Source organism: Paenibacillus sp. BT-177, assembly GCF_025846815.2.
GTDB lineage: Bacteria > Bacillota > Bacilli > Paenibacillales > Paenibacillaceae > Paenibacillus > Paenibacillus polymyxa_C.
The window spans coordinates 702,329-722,182 of sequence record NZ_JAOYTP010000002.1; the positions used below are offsets into that span (position 1 = coordinate 702,329).

Sequence of the window (19,854 nt, forward strand, 5' to 3'; positions counted from 1 at the left end):
GCTGTGCACCTCAAATGCAAGGATACCCATCGCCACTCTCCCCCTTTGCAGGAAGAAAGTGACGATGGGAAAGATTAGCCATGACTATGCGTTGTTGCCTCTTATTCAGGATACTCCCACTGATTTAGCTGGGCTGATAAGCCGAGACGGTAAGACAGATGTTACCGGGGATGTCGTAGTTGGCGGGGTTACTGAAGTCTCCGGGCTAATCGGAGTTACCGGTGAAGTCACTGCCCCTACCTCAATCACAGTCACCTTGGCCATTGCCTTTAACTCTGTCCCTTCCACTTTGCCCTTCAATTCAAACGAACCTGGAGCAGCATATTGTGCAGAGTCTATATCCTCCCATTCCACAGCCACCCATTTGGTGGAGCCTTCTCCATACGTAGCTTCCACTACGCTTGGCAGTTCAGGTTTTTCACCGACATGAGTTGTTATATTCACCTCTTTTAACGCAGTGATGTTCTCAGTTGCCGTCAGACTCTGTGCTGTACCGGAGGCCAGACCTGCCACCTCGTTTGCATTCAAAGCACGGCTATAGATCCGGAATTCATCCACCAGACCATTGAAATACGGATCAGGGTACTGGGACTTACCGATAAAATTATTTTTCGTCTGTCCCAGACTGGTTGGATTCAAGGTCAGGTTGGTATTGCGTCCCACTTCTTTCCCATCCACGTACAAAATACCTGTGGAGCCCGAAAGCGTGACTGCAACATGCTTCCATACGCCTGTCGGCAATACAGGGGCATCAATCGTCTGCTCCTGTCCTTGCCCGTTACCTTGATTCGTAATGGCAAATAGCATCCGGTTCCCGGCTTTAGGAGTCAGGAACATATATTCATTGGTCCCGGAGCCGAAGTCAAAAATCCGCACATAGTCGCTCAGGCTGTTCGCTTTGACCCAGCCGGATACGGTCAATTGCTGTGCCCGGCTGACAATCCCCGCCGGAAGCTGCACATAGCTGTCCTTGCCGTTCAGGCTCACAGCGTTGCCTCTTTTCCCCGCAGCCCATGCCGCAGTTCCCTTAACGGTAGCATCATTGCCGCTTTCCGATGAATCCGCAGCAACAGCACCGCTGGCTTCGTCGAACTTGTAAACTGCAAGCTGTTCAGGTAACGGTGCCGCCGGTTCAGCTATCACAGTTACTTTAGCCTCTCCTGATAACTGGGAGTCGCTGGCTGTCAGCTTGAATATATACGTTCCTGGTTCGGAAACGTTCACCTTCGAGCGTAGTGATGTTTTGCTGCTGAATGTAACCTTCGCATTCTGTGGTCCTTCAACCAGACTCCACTCGCTGGTCACCTTTCCTTGCGGAAGTCCATCATCTGTAACTGTACCTTTCAGAATAATCTGATCAGGCAGCTTCACCTTGGAATCCTTGCCTGCATCAACGACAGGTGCTTTGTTGGGATCAGGTGTGGTGGGTGTCAGCTCTACTGTATAGGAGGATGCTGTACCCATTTCCAACTTAAGCTTATTGGTTGGTGCATACGCATTAAACTTGCCTTGTGATTGACCACCCACTTTAACCAGGTACGTTCCTTTCTTTAAGCCATCAAATGTAACGTACGTAGAATGAGCTTGGCCCGGCGTTTGATTTTTCAATTGGAGCCATACATAATCCTTGGATGTTGCCAGCTTGGCTTCTGTATACTGGTCCTTTTCCAGCTCGATATACAGCTTTTCCGTAATCAGGTTGACTCGTTTGAACAAACCGTCCAGCGGCTTGATCGTATAAACGTTACCGCTTTTACTCACCTCTGCACCGTAGCCCGTCAATCCAAAAATCGGATCAATCGCGATATCCGCGCTTAAGGTTTTAAGTGCACCAAACAATCCGAGGTCAGCCTCACCGCTCATGCCTCGCCAGCCGTTAAAGAGCGGAACATTTTTACCGCCGCCGGTGCCGTTTGTACCGTTATTGCCTTTTTCTGCTTGATACGTCCATGCAACCGCCCCGATGTTCTCAGGGTCCGAGCTGATTTGCCCGGAGTTAATCGCTCCAACATTGGCAATTTTGGCTGCATAGGACAGCCGTTGTTGCTCCTCGCGATGATTGTCCTCATGATGACGAATCCAGTCATCCATCGCATATCCCGCAAGTGAAGTCGTGTACTGGAAGTTAAACCAGTTCTCCCCGGTAATCGTCACCGGATCGGTATAGTAGTACCATACAGGCATATGGCCGCGTGATGCACGAGTTTTGGCATTGATTTTACCCATCATTTCCAGGGCTTTACTTTGCTCACCCTCTGTATCTATATTCTGCTTGGCTAACGTATATACAGCCTCTTCGCCTGTATTGTCGTAGCTATATTCAGAACCATAAGGATACTTTGTATTTTTAAAATTATTATATTTGCGGTCCATTTTTTCCTTGAGATCGTTCGCTTCATCATCGTAGCCTTCATCATGAAGGGCCTGAATAATATCCGGCGTGGTCAGCTCGCCCATCAAACCTGTTTCCCAGTTGTACGCAACGGGTCCTTCATACAATGCTTTGAAAATGTTATAAGCCCGCAGCAAATAGGTTTCCTTCGGATGCTTGTAAGTGACTAGGTCCGGGTATTCCTTGGCAATCTTATACATGCTGAAATACGTGTTGTATACATGCGGGTATGCATATCCCCGATAGGTCGGTGTATCATTGGGCTCCGGCATCAGGAAATCATGAATTAAATAATCCTCATGATGTCCATTCATCAGATTCGTCCAAATTGCCGTCTCCAAATAATCGTCTACGGCCCGCACCTCTTTGGCGACTGGAGAGAGTGTGTTTTTCTCAGCCAGGAACTGTCCGTGGGTCAGACCCCAATCGTCCCCCCAGCCCCAATAGCCATTGAAAATGTTGCGTTTGGATTTGGTATGCATCATCCAATCGTCAAATACCTTATCACGCAGATCACCTGGCACGTTCCACTGGGTTTTGTCTACCATAAAAGTAGCGTGCCGTTGCAGCGCCTGATCAATCGGCTCAATGGCATAGAATTGTAAAACCGTTTTGTTGCCATTGCCGTATTCTACCGTTATGAAGTTCGGACCCAGCTTAGTAAATTTCAGTTCATAAATCTGATGTCCTCCAGCCTTGCTATCCGTCTGCGGAATAACGGTTCCGTCTGGATAGGTCACCTTGTTAATCGTTTGCTTGGTACGCAGATCCACTTTCGCCTTTTGATTCGTAGGCACAATCATGCCCGGTACGACTGTAGTATCCACCAAGTTTTCTTGATACAACGTATCTTTTACATCATGCTCGTCCTTTACCGCCAGGAACTTGAAGCCATAGTTTTTGCTTTGTCCTGGATTCAGGATCAGGCTTGTATTGGGCAAATACCCACGGTTGGTAGACTTGATGACATTGGAATGAATATAAAATACATTCAATCCCTCCAACCACTTGCCTTCGTTGGCCGGGTTCCAGGCCCACTTGCTACCCGGATGCTCTTCATCCCGCCAGTGATCCTGATACTCAAAACCAGCGCCTGTTGTGGAATCAGGGATCAATAGCAGGGAAGAACCAATGCCGCTGGGACGCCCAGCTGTAATATAGGAGCTGTTATTGCCGACAAAGGAATGCGTCACGACTCTCGTTTCGTAAATTGCATCACCATAAGTCCACTGCTCATTAAAAGGTAGGGGCAATCCAAAATCACCAATCTCCAATTTTTTGCCGCTGGTATTCTGTACCTGTATATTCCACAACACTGAACCATTCGACTCCGCCGAATAGGTTTCAATAACTTTAAAATTGCGTATGCCTTCTGCGTTACTTGAGTTCTCGTACGTGACCGTAACGCGGTTGCCGCTGGTCGTGATCTTACGCGCGTCTGCCGACTTATTCGTCCATGCCTTCGTCCAGCTACCTCCATCCAGTCGATACGTGAACATCAGCTCCCCTAGCCACTGATGATCTGCCGTGTTCTGCTCAGGTGTCACCGTTGCGTTCATGACATATTCGGTCGGAAAAGCATCTCCCTTGATACGGATAGATGAAATCTCGCCATGCTCGCCTGTCTGAATCGTCAGCTTGTCATTGGATAGTTCATGGGCCTCTGCCGTATGCGTCCCAAACAACACGGACGCTGTGGTTAAAAACAAAAATGCCGCCAATATTCCCTTAAATTTCATCAACACGGCCTCCTTTTCGATCTCGGGGTCCTGATTTGCTTGTCAATCAGCTGAAGTCTCTTCATTTCGCCGCAACCTCCTTGGAAATGTAAGCGCTACAACTCTATTGTACAAATCCTTGTCCATTGGTAAAATCAACATTTTCAACCGATTTATATAGGATTTCAACCTAATCGGGGGATGAATCATTTATACCAACAGACACCATGTTTTGGATTAATGAATGGACAAATCGGAAATAATTCACTCATACCGTCTGTAGGAGGGAACAACTTCATGAATTCGAATGATAATCCACCAGAGCAAAACGCTTATTTGAAAGAGCTGAATGCATTATTTATCCCATTGGATGGAATGGAGAATCTGGACCGCATGGTTAAGGCCATCGGAGATGCAGATATTGTGCTGCTCGGTGAGGCGAGCCATGGGACTTCTGATTTCTACCGAGTTCGGGCCGAGCTTTCGAAGAAGCTAATTACAAGCAAGGGTTTTAACATTATCGGTGTGGAAGGAGACTGGCCCTCTGCTTATCGGGTGAACCGGTATGTTAAAGGGATGGAGGGGGCCGATTCCTCGGCAGCCGATGCACTGGGTGATTTTACCCGCTGGCCGACATGGATGTGGGCGAATACGGACATTCGTGATTTCGCGGAGTGGCTCAAGGAGTACAATGAGGCGAATCACGGCTGCGGCAGTGTCCGTGCGAAGGTTGGATTTTATGGCATTGATATGTACTCGTTATGGGAATCGATGGAAGCGATTATCGGTTATTTGGAGGAGACCAATTCTCCCCAACTGAAACAGGCCCGCAGGACATACGCCTGTTTCGATCCATATAGCAGGGACCATCAGTCTTATGGCATTGCGGCAGGACTGCTCTCGGAGAGCTGTGAGAAAGAAGTGGTTGAGCTGCTACAGCAGATGCAGAGCCGGCGCATGGCGTATCCGGGAAGTGAGGAAGAGCTGAATGCAGAGGTGAACATGCTCGTCACCTCCAGCTCGGAGGCCTACTATCGTACGATGGTCCGGGGCGGCCCACAGTCCTGGAATATACGGGACAAACATATGGTTGAATCCCTCAAGCGAATCATGTCCTATTACGGGGCCTCGGCAAAAGCCATTGTCTGGGAGCATAATACGCATATCGGTGATGCGCGGGCAACGGATATGATGGCGGATGGCATGGTTAATGTGGGTCAGCTGCTGCGGGAGGATCCAGAACATCGGGTGTTTGCCATTGGCTTCGGGACCTATCAGGGCGAGGTACTGGCTGGAAGAGCTTGGGGATCTCCGGTTGAGAAAATGACCGTCCCGCCCGGACAGCCGGGAAGCTGGGAGTATTACATGCACCAGGCGGGAGGCAGCCGAGATGGCATGATAATGCTCTCCGATGCATCTTCCATGCTGCATACGACCATTGGCCACCGTGCCATCGGTGTGGTGTACGAGCCTGCTCATGAGCGGTTCGGCAATTACGTGCCTTCCAGCATGGCAGATCGTTATAATGCGTTTGTTCATCTCGATCGGACCACCGCCCTTCAGCCACTGCCTATCCTTCAGCCGGTTGCAACGGATGCTTTATTTTCAGAATAACAGCTCGCAAGAAACATCTGTGGGATGCTGGATGGCGGGGTAACGTTTACCGTCAGGCTTCGGATAATAACTATGAGACTGGCTCCAATACAAAAAGTGGCAGGCACGGACTTTATTTTTATTAATCTGGGCCTGCTGCTTTTTTATTGAACTAAACGGTCCGTTAGTTTTTATGCATCTATCAAAAAAGGGATGTCCCCATCACGGAAATCTGGAGAAACACCCCCTATCTCCTGTCTTTCCGTCTGGTGCATATGGCGGACGGACGGATGTGCCTGATTCCTTGCTCATTCCACAATATTCGGTCCTGTCGGTCTTGGGAAGTGATCGCTAAAACGCAATACATTTATGTCGTAGGCCTCTATTTGATATTGGTATTATTATCAAAAAACACGGCATTTCTTTTCCTTTATGCAATTTGCGTAATAACAAGGTGTGCGGAAACTGGCCTTGTTCCTCCAGCTAATGGAGTGATCGTGAGTGCCGCGGCATTACCAGCAGGATTTCGAACTGTGAGCACTGAATTTATGACCGTTGTTTGCACAAGAGCCATTCCTACTATTTGAGAAGTACCTGTTGCACGCCCGACCACCGTATAAGCCAGGTCAGCGCCGTTGAGTGTTAAAATGAGTTGACCCGGTTCATTTACACCTACCTGAAACAGAACCTGATAAGTACCAATTGCAGCCAGGTTAAATGAGCTCGCATTTACACGCGTAATTTCAGTCCCACTGATTGGACCATCTTGCGGAAAACTTACGTCCGTGTCGGGAGCAACAGTTGCTGCATTATCAGGAGGCATCAAGGCAAAAAAGTCTGCAAAGCCTAATACTCCACCTGCCGGCCCTGCGGGTCCCGCTGGGCCTGTTGCTCCTGCTGGTCCTGTTAGTCCTGTTAGTCCTGTTGCTCCTACTGGTCCCGCTGGTCCTACCGGTCCTGCTGGTCCTGCTGGTCCTGCTGGTCCTGCTGGTCCTGCTGGTCCTGCTGCTCCCGCTGGTCCTGCTGGTCCCGCTGGTCCTGCCAACCCAGCTGCGCCAATTGCTCCTGCAAGCCCTGCCAATCCTTGGGGGCCAAGTGCTCCTGCAAGTCCTTCGGGTCCGAGTGCCCCTATCGCTCCTGCAAGCCCTGCCAATCCTTGGGGGCCAAGTGCTCCTGCAAGTCCTTGGGGGCCAAGTGCCCCTATCGCTCCTGCAATCCCTGCCAATCCTTGGGGGCCAAGTGCTCCTGCAAGTCCTTGGGGACCAAGTGCGCCTATCGCTCCTGCAATCCCTGCCAATCCTTGGGGGCCAAGTGCTCCTGCAAGTCCTTCGGGTCCGAGTGCCCCTATTGCTCCTGCAAGCCCTGCCAATCCTTGGGGGCCAAGTGCTCCTGCAAGTCCTTGAGGTCCAGCTTCTGCAATTGCTCCCGCAAGTCCTTGAAGTAATTGCTGACCTTTAGGTGGGGGACACGGTACCCGCACTATTTTTTTAATAACTAGAAGACGTCGTTTCTTTTTTTTCCCTTTTGGATGGCAAACAAATGCGGTTTTCTTTTTGCACGATTTTCTTTTATCCAGAAAACTCAACAGTTTCTTTTTTCTTTTCTTTTGGATGACAAACAAATGTGGTTTTCTTTTTGCACGATTTTTTTTATCCAGACAACTCAACAACGACACCTCCCTATAAATATAGTTCAGTGTACGTGAGTTGTTTATTTTAGGCATGGACGAATGGCCGGTTATTCGCTAGACTAAAAACCATTTTTAGAATATTGGGTGTTTAGTAGGGTGATGTTATACCACAAACCACAACACTCTTTCAGTATGATTACATAATTTAAATCATCCTTCACTGCGTCAACCAAAATCACATTTGGGTCTTTTTTTGTACCTCACAGTTCCCAACATCCGAGAAGAGCCAAGAAAACCTTAATGATTAAACTATTCTGCCCGTTACTTCAATGGAAGAGGGAACATTTGCCGCGACAGTGTATCGTTTCCCGTTAGTTGAATCATTTCTGTGATAAATACAACAAACATCGTCTCACGACTATATCGAATACCGCATAGATTTAACTAAATGCTCCATTTTGTCTAGAAATTCAAGTACCACAACGAGAAATCTATAACGCTTCAATTCCTCTTCAGACATGTTTCATTCCTGACCGATAGAAGGATTTCACTATCCTTCTTTTTCTTTGTCTTTCACTTCACTTTATTTAAGTAGAATTACGTATAATCAACGAAGTCTTGTAAATTTTCGTTATAGGAGCAGATCGCATCCCCTTCAATCGCTGGGCAAGACATTCCGTAACATCCCTTACCATATCAGGAATACGATTGGTTAATGTGGTCAGTTCCGGATTAGTCATTAATCCTACAGGGTGGTTATCAAATCCGATGAGGGACATCTCTTGAGGCACAGATATCCCCCTCTGCTTTGCTGCTTTCAATAAACCAGTAGCTACAAAGTCACTACCTGTTATCACTCCATCCGGCAATTGATCAGAAGTAAATAATTGTTCTCCCAAGGCATAACCATCTTCCATAGTCATCAGACCCGTATAACATTGTGATTTCGTACAGGCAAGACCGAATTGTTGGTGAGCCAGTTGAAACCCATTCCATCTTTTCTCTTGCAATTGTGTCAGGTGATCCATACAGAAAAACAGATGACGGCGCCCCTTGGACAGCAAATATGCTGTCGCTTGAAAGACCGCATCTTCTTCATCCAATCGAAAGACATCAAGAAACTCTCCGTCCATCGCTTCGTTGCATATAATTCCAATGTAAGAGCCTATATATTCTTTAATTTCTCTCTCTGAGAAATGGGAATGCGCAATGACCACGGCATCCATTTCTCGGCGTGCCAATCGGGCATACACATCACGTTCATACTCCCGGGATAATTCAGTCTGATAGATGACAAGTTGATACCCCATTGAGCCTAAAGATCGACTTAATGCACTAACAAGCTGACTGAAATAGGGATGTTCCACATCCGGGACAAGCACACCGATATGATTGCTTGCCTGTAAACGCAACTGAACCCCCTGCGTATTGCGGACATATCCCAGCTCCGTAATGGCTTTCTGTACTTTTTGTCTGCTTTCAATAGATACATGAGGATGGTCATTTAAAACACGTGATACCGTCGACTTGGAGAGACCACTTACACGTGAAATATCAATTATGGTGGGCAAAATTAACACCTCATCTAAAGTATTGACCTGGGAACGTTCCCTGCAACTATGATATCGTTAACAAACTATAGGAGGAGCTACACTCATGAAAGTCATATATACCCCCGCTGTAACCGAATATCTGATATTGTTTGATTTTGACGAAACTTATTATCCGCATGAATGTTTGCCTGAACAACTCAAAATGGTGTACGAACTGGAACAATACCTCCAGCAGCTTGCCAGAAATCATCAGGTAAAGATAGCTTGGGTCACCGGAAGTAGTGTTCAGCAAATACAAGCAAAAATGAATATAGCCGGTATGACGCAGCTCCCCCATTTTATAGCGAGCAATCTGGGCACAGAGTTGTGGGAAGTCGAGCCTGACGGACAACTGGTCGCTGTTCCATCATGGGCAAAGATCATAAGGGCCTCCGGATTCTCTCGACGAGATGTAGAAGATTTAATTAGCGAATTAAAATCAACATTCAACATTGTTCTTCACGAACAGACTCAATTGGGTCAATCGCGATACAAAATAAACTATTATTATTATCCGGTATCAGCAGTCAAAACCCAATATGATATAAGTATCATCAGGCATCTGGCTGCAAATCATGGGATCGGAATTAATATCAATATTTGCAATCCCAAGGCGGGTGATCCGGAGCACGCATATGATGTCGATTTTATCCCCGCAGGAACTGGAAAGAAAGCGGCTGTGCAATTCCTGATGGATTATAGTCAGGTACCCCTGTCCAAAACATTGGCTTTCGGTGACAGTGGAAATGACATCGAGATGCTTCAGATGGTTGCCCATGGCTATCTTCTCCAGAATGCAACAGCAGAGGCAAAGTCATTCCACAACAACGTTGCCCCTTATGCTTACGCCGAGGGAATTTTGCATGTATGCAGAAATTTCTTTAGGGAGTAATTCATATTATGGCGTTTGCCCAGCTATATTTAGCCGATCTAAGTCCCGGTAAATCGTGCGAACCGGCACTCAAAGAGCATCGCTAGATCTTGCGCACGAACTTGATTTGTTCGTTTTTAATTTTCTACACAAAAGTCACTCCATCCTGCCCATTAGTTAAATAAAGGCAGCCAATCACTTTGATCGGCTGCCTTCTTGTTTGTATTGAACTATCGTATCCCGTTAGCGTAATGGGTTCATTGTCATTAGCCTCAACCGCTTACCTGTTTGCTCAGACTCCTGGCAACAGCTGGGGCATGATGCTTTTGCCATAATCCAAGACGTACTTATTAATCTCTGAGACAAGTTTTGTGTCCTTAGTTTTGTAGTGCACCTTATTAATTACGAAGTAACCTGTACTAGAATATTGCTCATCACTCGAAAACATCAACGTAAAACGATAAAACAAAAAAGCCGCTAAAATAGCGACTTCAAATGGGACTATGCTCTTGTCCCCCGACAGTTAATCCAGATACAAAATCTCAATCTCGCCCGGAGCGAAGGATTGCTCTGCGTAATTCCCCCCCCAATCACAAAGCGATCTCAAAATGGGTTCAAGTGATTGACCCAGTTCCGTCGTTGAATATTCCACCTTAGGCGGTACCTGATTGTACATCTTTCTGCGAATTAATCCGTCTGTTTCCAGTTCCCGAAGAGTTTGAATCAGCATCTTTTGCGATATATTATGAACGAGTCGCTTAAGCTCTCCCGTCCGTTTAGGTCCTTTTATTAAATAGTACAGAACAAGCCCCTTCCACTTTCCTCCGATAACCTCTAGTGTAACTTCCAGTTCACAGAAAAATGTTTTCATATCAATGCACCATCTCCCGATCTAAGAATATCCCCTTCATGTATCGCTTGATCCTTCAAGGATCACTGAAGGAAAAATTGAACGTTACATGGAGGGGATAATACAATCGCATTTAAGTTGATTTAAAAATCTTTGTCGTTTGAAAATTATTATGTCCTGGTTAAACTTGAGCTACTCCGCCATCTACGAATAATTCAACGCCGTTCATATAGCTGCTTTCATTAGAGGCTAGGAACATGACAGCATTGGAGATCTCTTCAACCTGCCCCACTCTGCCGAGCGGAATATCATTTTTTGCCTGTTCCAGGAAATGATCTAGTTCAGAGCCAAATAACTCATCGTACGCCGGCGTTACGATTGTTCCCGGACTAAGGATGTTTATACGAATTTCGGTCCCTCTCATATCAAGAATCCAGCTGCGGACGAGCTGTCTGATCGCTGCCTTGGATGCACCATAGATACTAAACGCTGGTATCCCCGTCGAGCCAGCAGTGGATCCCGTTAGAATAATCGAACCTCTTTTATTTGGAAACAAAGCTAATGCCTTTTGTACTGTAAAGATGGTTCCTTTCACGTTGACATCGAAAGTCTTGTAGTATTGTGCTTCTGTAATTTCTCCTAATGGAAGCAATGACCCTAGTCCGGCATTTGCAAAGAGAATGTCCAAGTGTCCCTTTTCTCGCTTAACTGTTTCGAATAATATATCTAGATCTTCCGATTTAGATATGTCACCTCGGACACCTGTAACATTCTTTCCGATCTGCTTTACTGCTTCATCCAGTTCACGTTGTCTGCGTCCCGTGATAAAAACGTAAGCCCCTTCTTTTACGAACTGTTGTGCCGACGCGAGACCGATGCCGCTTGTACCTCCGGTTACAACTGCTACCTTCCCGTCAAATTTCCCCATTCTATTACACTCCTTTTATAATGATTTATATGGTATAGGATGCTCTGTCTGCTTCATGAACCTCCTATGAACGATAGTATGGGGGAAAAGTTACAAGAAAAACAGTACCCACTTTTTTGTGATATAGTCACCAAAAAGTGATAATTGAGGCGGCACAAGCGTTTGTTTTTACAGCCTAACAGATGGAAGTGAGCTCCATTAAGTTTGAGATTGTATATGTGCTTTTAATTTCTGCCGGACTTATTTGTCCGGTTCTGTTGACCCAACAGGTGTCAATGCCCGACTGAAGACCACCTTTGATATCCGTATTTAATGAATCTCCAATGACAAGCGCATCCTTTCTATTAAATTCTGAAAAATGACTTATGACGTAATTGGAAAATTATTCCTTCAGTTTTTGATAACCAATGCTTTGCGAATCAAAGATATCCTCGAAAAACTTATATAGCCCAGACTGCTTCAAGCGTTTGATTTGCGTGTAAGTGATACCATTCGTGATTACGAACATTCGATGGGTCTTTGATAAGCGATGACAGACATCCATTGCGCCTTCCATAAGCAATTGGTTTCCATCTCCCAACAATTCTCTATACAAACCTTCCCATTCCAAGCCGACCACGATTTCCCCCATTCTCAACATTGTAAAAGAGGGCTCCATTAATTACTCACCACATGATACCACGTATTTGAACTATCCTGCCCGTTAGCTTAATGATTCGTCATCAGTCTAGAATTTTATTTTCTTCTGACACCGATATAATAAAAAAAGCCGCTTAAATAGCGACTTTCAATAGGAAATGTCTATGTACATACTATTTTCAATCTTCCCTTTTTACCGGATAGCCTATTTCCTGGATATCCTCTTCAAGATCAGCGAGTTCTAATTCTTTATCTAGACCTTTAAGCATTTCCCAATCCAAAGGCTCTATATCGAATATTCGCTGTACGAGCGACCGGTCCAGTGAAATCTCGTAATACTCCGTTGCCCAAGCATAATAATGATCCGCTTTGCCGTTTAAAATATGCAACAGGTGGTAGGCCTCGGCATCCAGTTCCTTACTTGCGGACCATGCCTGGTTGCCTTGCAACTTCCATGTGCAAAATGTAGCCACATCCATAATAAACGCTGGTTCCTTTAGAAATCCCTCAAACTCGTTAGGCACGCCTTGCAGCACATCATGTGGCCCATGCACCCGATTAAACCGCTGGTCAAACCCTTTGATGATCAGTCCGGTTGGCTGAAACAGCGCAAAATAGTGATCCCCTTCGCCGTCCCTCATCGATGCCATTTGTTCATTCTCATCCCAATGAGCGTTGTACGAATAATATCGGTATTCCCACTCCGGCATAAGGATAGCGTCCAGGATGATTTTTCCTGCGACTTTTGATTTTATGGTGATTATTAGGCCCCGTTAGAGCCTCGTGAATGTGATGTAATCGACTTGGGCAAGCTCTGCCGATTCGATTCGAAGTGCCCGGTTGATCTGTCCCCGGTGATATTGCCCATGTAAGAGGACCTGCGACAGGATGTCCCGGGCGGACGTTCGGAACGGAACCCCACTCTGATTCTCATAGTCAATCATCTCATCCAGCTCGAATTCCTTGAGCCCTTCGATATAGACGCGATATTGCTCAGCGTTTTCTTCGAACATCGTCCGAATCGCCGTCAGGTCTTCCGTTTCCTCCCACAACGAATATTGCGCGCTACCCTTGCCCTGCAATCGGTCCAGCCAGACTCGTTCCGCGACCGCAACGTGCCGAACCAGCTTCAGAAGGTCCTTGTTCTTCGTCTTACTCTCCTCGAGCGCGTCCAAGATGCGTCCGTCCGCCCAGTATAGGTGGTCCATCATGCACTTGATTGTCTTCATTTCGGTCTCCCCCTCTTCTTTTCATCGATTACTTATACCTAATGTATCACGTTAGTTTAACCTTCATTTGTTGTTCTTGTTACGACTATTCTCTACGAGCTGCACAAAACCCTTGATCGGGACTAAAGCCATTTGAATCAAACTTGACTCGGAAAGATATCTCGTTGTTGCAGACCTACCTGTAACGTTTAGGATAAGGTTGTTTGTAAGATTTGTAAGAAGTCGGCCAAGTTGAACAGGAACGAAGTGGAGAATGGTGCTGTACAAGCGATAGCGTTCGCTTTTGTGCCCCAATGCCAACCTTTTTAGTAAGATTAAAAAATCCAGGCACAACAGCGATGGAAAGCACTCCGACCGCGAGTGGCGTCTATGGAGATGCTGAAAATAAATTACCAGAAGACGATTTTGAGCAAATTGAAGTCCTGTTTGATTTATTAAGCGAGTCCAATTCCCTACACTCCGCAGCAGCGTTCATCCATGGGTATCAAATCCCTAATTATCAATCATCCAGTTTAGATTTTTTGTAGGCTAATGGTGTCATATTCATCGCTTTTCTGAATCTTTCTATAAAATAGCTCGTACTGTTAAATCCAACCTTATAGGCAACTTCTGTAACGTTAGATTCTGCTTGTTGCAATAAGACTAAACTTTTTTGAATCCGATAATCCATGACATAATTCAACGGAGTTACCTTTAAAATTCGTTTGAAATATCGGCAGCACTCCGAACGACTCAATTGACCCGCTTTTGCAATATCATCTAATGCGACTTTTTCAGCATAATGCAAATAGATCCAGTTTAACATTTGTTTGATCCGTTGACTCTTTACCATTTCCACCTGGTCGTATTCTAATGGAAAGCCATTCATGACTAGGTTTTTCCAAATTAATGTTAAATACATCGTAATATCGATTTCATAGTATGGAGATTTATGTTGAATACATTGATTAATCTTCAACATAGCATCTACGATGTTTTTCCCCCAAAGCTCGTCAGAATCTATGTATACATAAGGTAAATTCGTCGCTTGAATGTAAGGAGCTACGTAAGGTGTATAAAGCTCTTGTGATAAAACGAAATGAGGAGAAACATTCAAACAGACATAGACGCAACCCGATTCATTCTGATCTTCCGCCATATGTAGGCAGCCACTATTTATAAATAACCCATCACCTTGTCGTACGATTTGTCTATCCTCATTTATTTGAAAGATCGCTTCCCCTTTTACAACCAGAACAAATTGAATTTCATCATGCCAATGCAGGGGTATATATCCATGTATATTTTGGTTAATCGTTGTTTCATAACATGCAATCGGTAGTACGACCGTCCGATGCTCGGTTAGTTCTTTTAGGTTTTGGCCAATCATGAAATTTTTTATTTGCAAATTATCAAGACCTCAATATATTTATATTTTATCATCAAATTCAGGTATAATTTAAAATATTTTTCACCTATTATAACACTATTATTATATTTCAAGGTGGAGAATATTCATGGATAAACCAGCTAGAAAAACAGGATTATTTCTCGTTATCACTGGAGCTATATTTTGGGGGATCAGTGGGACCGTTGCAAAAAAACTTTTTCAACAAATCGATGTAAATTGGCTTGTAACAACACGTTTGCTCATAGCTGGTGTTTTACTCTTGGCCCTTCAATTTTTAATAAAAGACCGTACACAAATATGGGCTGTATGGAAAAATAGAAGGACTGCTTTCCAACTCATTGTCTACGGTTTGGTTGGTATGCTATCGGTTCAATATACGTATATGGCATCGATCCAACGTGGTAATGCTGCTGTTGCGACACTATTACAGTATTTAGCGCCTATAATGATTATCATCTATTTAACTCTGCGAAAGCACACTGTCTTCACACGAAAAGATTTATCAGCTATTTTCCTTGCTGTAGTGGGTTGTTTCTTCTTGCTAACAAACGGTTCCATTTCTCAACTATCCGTTCCGAAGATCGCAATCGTTTGGGGTCTTTTATCAGCGATAGCCCTAGCTTTTTATACCTTATACGCAATTCCTCTTTTGAAGCAATACGATTCCCTTGTTATAGTGGGTTGGGCGATGGTCATTGGCGGTTTTGGATTAAGCTTAATCCATCCCCCCTGGCATATCGATTTTAAAAGCTTGACCCTAGAAACCTATTTATATCTAGCATTCGTTATTATATTCGGCACAATGATAGCATTTTGGTTCTATATAGAAAGCTTACAAAGCCTTTCACCTAAAGAAACAAGCTTTCTAAGTAGTTTGGAACCACTAGCTGCTGTTTTAACAACTGTATTTTGGTTAAAAGAACCCTTTGGTTTTTTCCAATGGATTGGTGTATTGTGTATCATCGGACTGATATTGTTACTGGCATTCAATAAAAAGTCTTCTTCAAATAACCAATCAAGAAAAGATATCCCGCTCTCAGAGTAAGCTAAGCTTATGGAGAGGCATTAGGATAAAGCTGCTTCTTAATGGAGAAAACGGCAGCCGTTTTTATGGCTGCCGTCTCATTATATTGGTGAAGCTACGGTTTGGGTTTCGTTTAATAATACATCCGAACGTTAATTTGTTTTTTGGGGAGGTTGCATAATCATAAAAGGTATATTTTGTACTCCAACCATTCGTACATACGTAAATAATTGGCCTTTATGGTGAATCTCATGGTCTTTCGCCGTAGATAGCCAGAAGCTCCCAGTGCCAAGGAAGTTTTTAAATTCAATCTCCTTTTCTAGCTGCTGAGCATTTAATTCCTTCAATTCTCGGATTGTTTCCTCTGTCAATTGAACGACTATGCTGCGTACATCGGCTATTGTGTGATATTGATCTATTTTTGACGGTGGAGTGAAAGTACCATTTTTTACGGTTTTCACGAACATTTCCATAGAACTGGCTATATGAACAATTAGGGAACCCATAGGCATCGCATTGTCCCAGGGTTTAAAGTCAATATGTTCATCCGGAATCACTTCAACCAATTCTTGCAACACCAATCTGTGCCTTAGCCATTCCTGAAGATATTGAGCTACTACAGACATGCTACCAACCTCCAAAATTTAGTAGTTTTCTAAGGTATTCATTCTATACTCGCAACCAATTACCTTCTTCATGAAAAGGATACAGATGAAACAGGAACAATTTATTATCCGATGGGCGTTCCATCAGGTAGTTTAATATCTGGTTTCAATAAAACCACGTCCTCCTTCTCGGGGATACCCCCAAGGACTAATACCTCTGAATTAAAGCCTGCTATCCGTCGAGGAGGAAAGTTGACTACAGCTATGATTTGTTCTCCTATAATCTCTTTGGCCACATATCTTTTTGTAATTTGTGCACTCGATTTTTTTATTCCAATATCTTGTCCAAAATCGATTTCAAGTTTAATAGCAGGTACTTTAGCTTCTGCAAAAAACTCAGCGTTAATTATGGTTCCAACCCGAATATCAAGTTTCAAAAAATCATCAATCGTTGCCATGCAAGTATTCTCCTCATCCACTATTTTCTTAAATTTCACGATAATTCGTAAACAATTTTAATATTTTGCAAAACACAATATACCATAACTGAAATAGCCCAGAGAGTGGGCTTCAATCACGTAAATCACTTCATTCAGTCGTTTAAAAAACATTATAATAAAACACCTAAAGAATTCCGCAAATTTAGAAATGATTCATGAATAAAGAAATGACGTAGCTGATATTAGATCCATTGGTATACCCTGCAACTGCAAAAAGAGAGAATTTTATGTGAATGAGCTACATTATACCGTTAGATCAGCAATCGACAAAGATGCGGCAGATTTATCTGAATTAAGATTACAAATTAATGGAGAGACAGAAAATTTAGATAGAGAGCAAGGGGAAGCATTTATAGATACATCAAGGTTCAAACAAATCATACAAATGGACGCTGTAAAACCAAGAAATTTATTTTTAGTTGCTGTAAAGGACAAAATTCTTACCGACGGTAAGTACCACAATACGGTTATAATGGGACGTTTTAATGAATAATTCCAGTAATAAAGCTCCTGTAAATCATCACGGGAGCTTTATTACTGGAAATTATAATAGGTCGTTTGCGAGATTTGTAAGAAGTCGGCACCAAGTCGAACAAGAACGAAGTGGACAGAATAGTGCTGTTCAAGCGATAACATTCACCTTTGTGCCCGAATTTCAAACTGTTTAGCTTGATTAAGAAATACGACCGCGTAGTGGCACCGCATGTACATTTTTAACTCAGCTTGTATACTAAAAAAGTTTTATGCGAATAACGCATAGATATCAATATGTATCTTCCATATGTAGTAAACTTTGCTTGGATGATAGATTTACGTGATAACAAAGACTTAACACAACAGTATTCATAGGAGGCAGGATAAAAAAATGATTTTGGAGGATATGTATTATGGGAACTGGCGTCCCAGTGAACAAATAAAGTCAAACGACCCCGAATCTCAAAAAGTGAATCAAAAAATTTGCGATCTTATGGAGATGTTGAAAAATAAATTATCGGCAGTCGATTTTGAGCAAATTGAAGTCATGTTTGATTTATTAAGCGAGTCAACTTCCCTGCACTCCGCAGCAGCGTTCACCCACGGTTATCGGACGGGGGCATTAACAATGATTGAAGTATTTAGCAGTGAGAAAGAATGAGCTGCTGGTCATAAACGATAAGGAAAATGATTGAGAAAAGAGTGCTTTATCAGCTTAAACAAGCCCAGTTTTGCAGTACGCCCTGCAACTGCAAAAAAGGGAGATGGCGCTTTGCCATCTCCCTTTCTATTATTCCTACTCACACTTTCTGCTTAAAAACATATTACAGTCACAGGTGGTCGGTGAGCGGAGCGGGCAGAATTGTTCTGAAGAAGCGGAGCGTTCGCCGTTGCAACAGCGATCGGAAGAACAATCTGCACGCGCAGCGCCTCCCCTGGAAACAACTATGTTTTTAATCCCCCACCCGATTCAAAAACACCTTCGTCCGCTCCAACTGCGGATTGCCAAAAATCTGCTCCGGTGTACCGGATTCCGCAATTTCTCCATTGTCCATAAAAATGACGCGATCTGCCACATCTCTTGCGAAATTCATTTCGTGGGTCACGATGACCATCGTCATATGCTCCTCAGCCAGCTTTTTGATCACTCGCAGTACCTCGCCTGTCAGCTCAGGATCAAGCGCCGAGGTCGGCTCGTCAAACAGTAAAATATCAGGGTTCATCATCATTGCCCGGGCAATCGCCACCCGCTGCTTCTGTCCCCCCGACAATCGGGACGGATACGCATCCGCTTTATCCGCCAAGCCGACTTTAGCCAGCAACTCGGCGCTCTGGCGTCGCAACTCAGCCTTGCTCACCTTTTTCACCAGCTTTGGAGCCAGTTCCAGATTATCCTGCACCGTCAAATGAGGGAAGAGATTAAAATGTTGAAACACCATGCCCATTCCGGTAGTAATGCTCTTAATGTCGCCTGCCGGAGCATAGTGACCGTTTTCCACCAGGGCTTTATCATGGATGCGAATCGTCCCGCCCGTCACATCCTCCAGATGCACCAAGCTGCGAAGCATGGTACTTTTCCCTGAACCTGAAGGACCGATGACAGCTACAACCTCGCCCGACTTCACGTTAAAGCTCACTCTTTTCAGAACGTCGAGCTGGCCGAATGATTTTTTCAAATCGGTTACTTCTATTGCGTTAGTGTTCATATCCCGACATTCCTTTTACTCGAATTTAAAACGTTTTTCCAGTGCTCTGAAGAATATTGTAAGCACCAAAGCCATCAACAAATAAATAACTGCCGCTACAACATAAGGCACAATCGAGAAATCACGGTTTACAGCCGTATTGGCAAAATGCAAAAGTTCCGGTACTGCTACCGCATACAGCAAAGCCGTATCTTTCACCAGGGTCGTCGCCTCATTGGTTACCGCAGGCAAAGCAATCCGTACCATTTGCGGCACGATGACTCTAATCAACGTCTGCGACTTGCTTAAGCCCAGCACTTGCGAAGCCTCGTATTGCCCTTTATCAATCGACAACATCCCGCCTCTAAAAATCTCTGCAAAATAAGCCGCATAATTCAGTACAAATGCCAGTACCGCAGCCGTTGTCCGGTCCAGTACCAGATATTCCCCAATGACAGGCAACATCGGCAGACCAAAACAAAAGAACAATAATTGCAGCAAAAGCGGCGTGCCTCTAATAACATAAATGTACGTGTGCATCAGCCAGGCAATAGGCTTAAACCGACTTTTGGCCAGCAGCGTAACGATAAACCCGAGCGGAATAGACAAGATGAGCGTAATGAAAAATAAAATAACCGTCATCTGTGCCCCTTCAAGCATAGGCTTCATAATTCGTAAAATATATTCCATACTCATAACCTTCGACTCCTAAACCCTTAGTTCATTACATTACG

At 44.4% G+C, this 19,854-nt stretch carries 19 protein-coding genes and 2 pseudogenes; 7 read left to right on the forward strand and 14 right to left on the reverse strand.

Annotation, left to right across the window (positions count from 1 at the left end):
- Window positions 1–105: 105 nt before the first annotated feature.
- The gene (locus tag OIU26_RS09510) at window positions 106–4,131 is read right to left on the reverse strand and encodes a DUF5695 domain-containing protein (RefSeq protein WP_264216653.1); all 4,026 of its coding nucleotides are present in this window, start codon (window positions 4,129–4,131) and stop codon (window positions 106–108) included.
- A gap of 276 nt (window positions 4,132–4,407) precedes the next feature.
- Here OIU26_RS09510 and OIU26_RS09515 point away from each other — a divergent pair, with 276 nt between their 5' ends.
- The gene (locus OIU26_RS09515) at window positions 4,408–5,724 is read left to right on the forward strand and encodes an erythromycin esterase family protein (protein WP_264216654.1); all 1,317 of its coding nucleotides are present in this window, start codon (window positions 4,408–4,410) and stop codon (window positions 5,722–5,724) included.
- Window positions 5,725–6,133: 409 nt separating this feature from the next.
- On the opposite strand, the gene OIU26_RS09520 is transcribed toward OIU26_RS09515, so the two are convergent.
- Both OIU26_RS09520 and OIU26_RS09525 read right to left on the reverse strand, forming a co-directional pair.
- Window positions 6,134–7,291 carry a collagen-like protein gene (locus OIU26_RS09520; protein WP_436449108.1) on the reverse strand — a complete coding sequence of 386 codons (1,158 nt, stop codon included), beginning with the start codon at window positions 7,289–7,291 and terminating at the stop codon, window positions 6,134–6,136.
- A gap of 629 nt (window positions 7,292–7,920) precedes the next feature.
- Window positions 7,921–8,904 carry a LacI family DNA-binding transcriptional regulator gene (locus tag OIU26_RS09525; RefSeq protein ID WP_264216655.1) on the reverse strand — a complete coding sequence of 328 codons (984 nt, stop codon included), beginning with the start codon at window positions 8,902–8,904 and terminating at the stop codon, window positions 7,921–7,923.
- 85 nt (window positions 8,905–8,989) lie between these two features.
- On the opposite strand from OIU26_RS09525, the gene OIU26_RS09530 reads away from it, so the two are divergent.
- Window positions 8,990–9,817, forward strand: a complete 828-nt coding sequence (locus OIU26_RS09530) for an HAD-IIB family hydrolase (RefSeq protein ID WP_264216656.1) — start codon at window positions 8,990–8,992, stop codon at window positions 9,815–9,817.
- Between the two features lie 502 nt (window positions 9,818–10,319).
- On the opposite strand, the gene OIU26_RS09535 is transcribed toward OIU26_RS09530, so the two are convergent.
- From OIU26_RS09535 to OIU26_RS09560, 6 genes are all read right to left on the reverse strand, one after another.
- On the reverse strand, window positions 10,320–10,667 hold the full coding sequence (locus OIU26_RS09535) for a winged helix-turn-helix transcriptional regulator (protein ID WP_019685981.1): 348 nt from the start codon (window positions 10,665–10,667) through the stop codon (window positions 10,320–10,322).
- 160 nt (window positions 10,668–10,827) lie between these two features.
- Complete coding sequence (locus tag OIU26_RS09540; protein WP_264216657.1) at window positions 10,828–11,574, reverse strand: SDR family oxidoreductase; 747 nt, start codon at window positions 11,572–11,574, stop codon at window positions 10,828–10,830.
- A gap of 175 nt (window positions 11,575–11,749) precedes the next feature.
- Entirely contained in the window at window positions 11,750–11,941 is a 192-nt protein-coding gene (locus OIU26_RS09545) for an HAD hydrolase-like protein (protein WP_264216784.1), read from the reverse strand.
- Window positions 11,942–11,956: 15 nt separating this feature from the next.
- Entirely contained in the window at window positions 11,957–12,214 is a 258-nt protein-coding gene (locus OIU26_RS09550; RefSeq protein ID WP_264216658.1) for a hypothetical protein, read from the reverse strand.
- 178 nt (window positions 12,215–12,392) lie between these two features.
- A complete protein-coding gene (locus OIU26_RS09555) occupies window positions 12,393–12,923 on the reverse strand; it encodes a hypothetical protein (protein WP_240664125.1) in 531 nt (176 codons plus the stop codon).
- Window positions 12,924–12,986: 63 nt separating this feature from the next.
- A complete protein-coding gene (locus OIU26_RS09560; RefSeq protein ID WP_264216659.1) occupies window positions 12,987–13,442 on the reverse strand; it encodes a DinB family protein in 456 nt (151 codons plus the stop codon).
- A 293-nt stretch (window positions 13,443–13,735) separates the two neighbouring features.
- Between OIU26_RS09560 and OIU26_RS09565 the strand changes: the two genes are divergently transcribed.
- The gene (locus tag OIU26_RS09565) at window positions 13,736–13,969 is read left to right on the forward strand and encodes a DUF6809 family protein (protein WP_436449037.1); all 234 of its coding nucleotides are present in this window, start codon (window positions 13,736–13,738) and stop codon (window positions 13,967–13,969) included.
- On the opposite strand, the gene OIU26_RS09570 is transcribed toward OIU26_RS09565, so the two are convergent.
- The gene (locus tag OIU26_RS09570) at window positions 13,942–14,829 is read right to left on the reverse strand and encodes an AraC family transcriptional regulator (protein ID WP_264216660.1); all 888 of its coding nucleotides are present in this window, start codon (window positions 14,827–14,829) and stop codon (window positions 13,942–13,944) included. The genes OIU26_RS09565 and OIU26_RS09570 overlap by 28 nt on opposite strands.
- A 109-nt stretch (window positions 14,830–14,938) precedes the next feature.
- Here OIU26_RS09570 and OIU26_RS09575 point away from each other — a divergent pair, with 109 nt between their 5' ends.
- Window positions 14,939–15,877: an EamA family transporter gene (locus OIU26_RS09575; RefSeq protein WP_264216661.1), complete on the forward strand. Its 939-nt coding sequence runs from the start codon at window positions 14,939–14,941 to the stop codon at window positions 15,875–15,877.
- Window positions 15,878–16,008: 131 nt separating this feature from the next.
- On the opposite strand, the gene OIU26_RS09580 is transcribed toward OIU26_RS09575, so the two are convergent.
- Window positions 16,009–16,482 carry a DinB family protein gene (locus OIU26_RS09580; RefSeq protein WP_264216662.1) on the reverse strand — a complete coding sequence of 158 codons (474 nt, stop codon included), beginning with the start codon at window positions 16,480–16,482 and terminating at the stop codon, window positions 16,009–16,011.
- A 104-nt stretch (window positions 16,483–16,586) separates the two neighbouring features.
- Window positions 16,587–16,919, reverse strand: coding sequence for a chaperone CsaA (csaA, locus tag OIU26_RS09585; protein WP_264216663.1), 333 nt, complete (start codon window positions 16,917–16,919; stop codon window positions 16,587–16,589).
- Window positions 16,920–16,979: 60 nt separating this feature from the next.
- On the opposite strand from csaA, the pseudogene OIU26_RS09590 reads away from it, so the two are divergent.
- The 3 genes and pseudogenes from OIU26_RS09590 to OIU26_RS09600 all read left to right on the forward strand — a co-directional run.
- Window positions 16,980–17,120 (forward strand): annotated as a pseudogene (locus OIU26_RS09590) (AraC family transcriptional regulator); the annotation flags it as partial.
- Window positions 17,121–17,157: 37 nt separating this feature from the next.
- A pseudogene (locus OIU26_RS09595) lies at window positions 17,158–17,403 on the forward strand (GNAT family N-acetyltransferase); the annotation flags it as partial.
- A gap of 423 nt (window positions 17,404–17,826) precedes the next feature.
- Window positions 17,827–18,096: a DUF6809 family protein gene (locus OIU26_RS09600; RefSeq protein WP_264216665.1), complete on the forward strand. Its 270-nt coding sequence runs from the start codon at window positions 17,827–17,829 to the stop codon at window positions 18,094–18,096.
- 292 nt (window positions 18,097–18,388) lie between these two features.
- On the opposite strand, the gene OIU26_RS09605 is transcribed toward OIU26_RS09600, so the two are convergent.
- Together OIU26_RS09605 and OIU26_RS09610 are read right to left on the reverse strand one after the other, a co-directional pair.
- A complete protein-coding gene (locus OIU26_RS09605) occupies window positions 18,389–19,141 on the reverse strand; it encodes an amino acid ABC transporter ATP-binding protein (protein ID WP_013369637.1) in 753 nt (250 codons plus the stop codon).
- Window positions 19,142–19,156: 15 nt separating this feature from the next.
- A complete protein-coding gene (locus OIU26_RS09610; protein ID WP_025676166.1) occupies window positions 19,157–19,816 on the reverse strand; it encodes an amino acid ABC transporter permease in 660 nt (219 codons plus the stop codon).
- Window positions 19,817–19,854 lie beyond the last annotated feature (38 nt).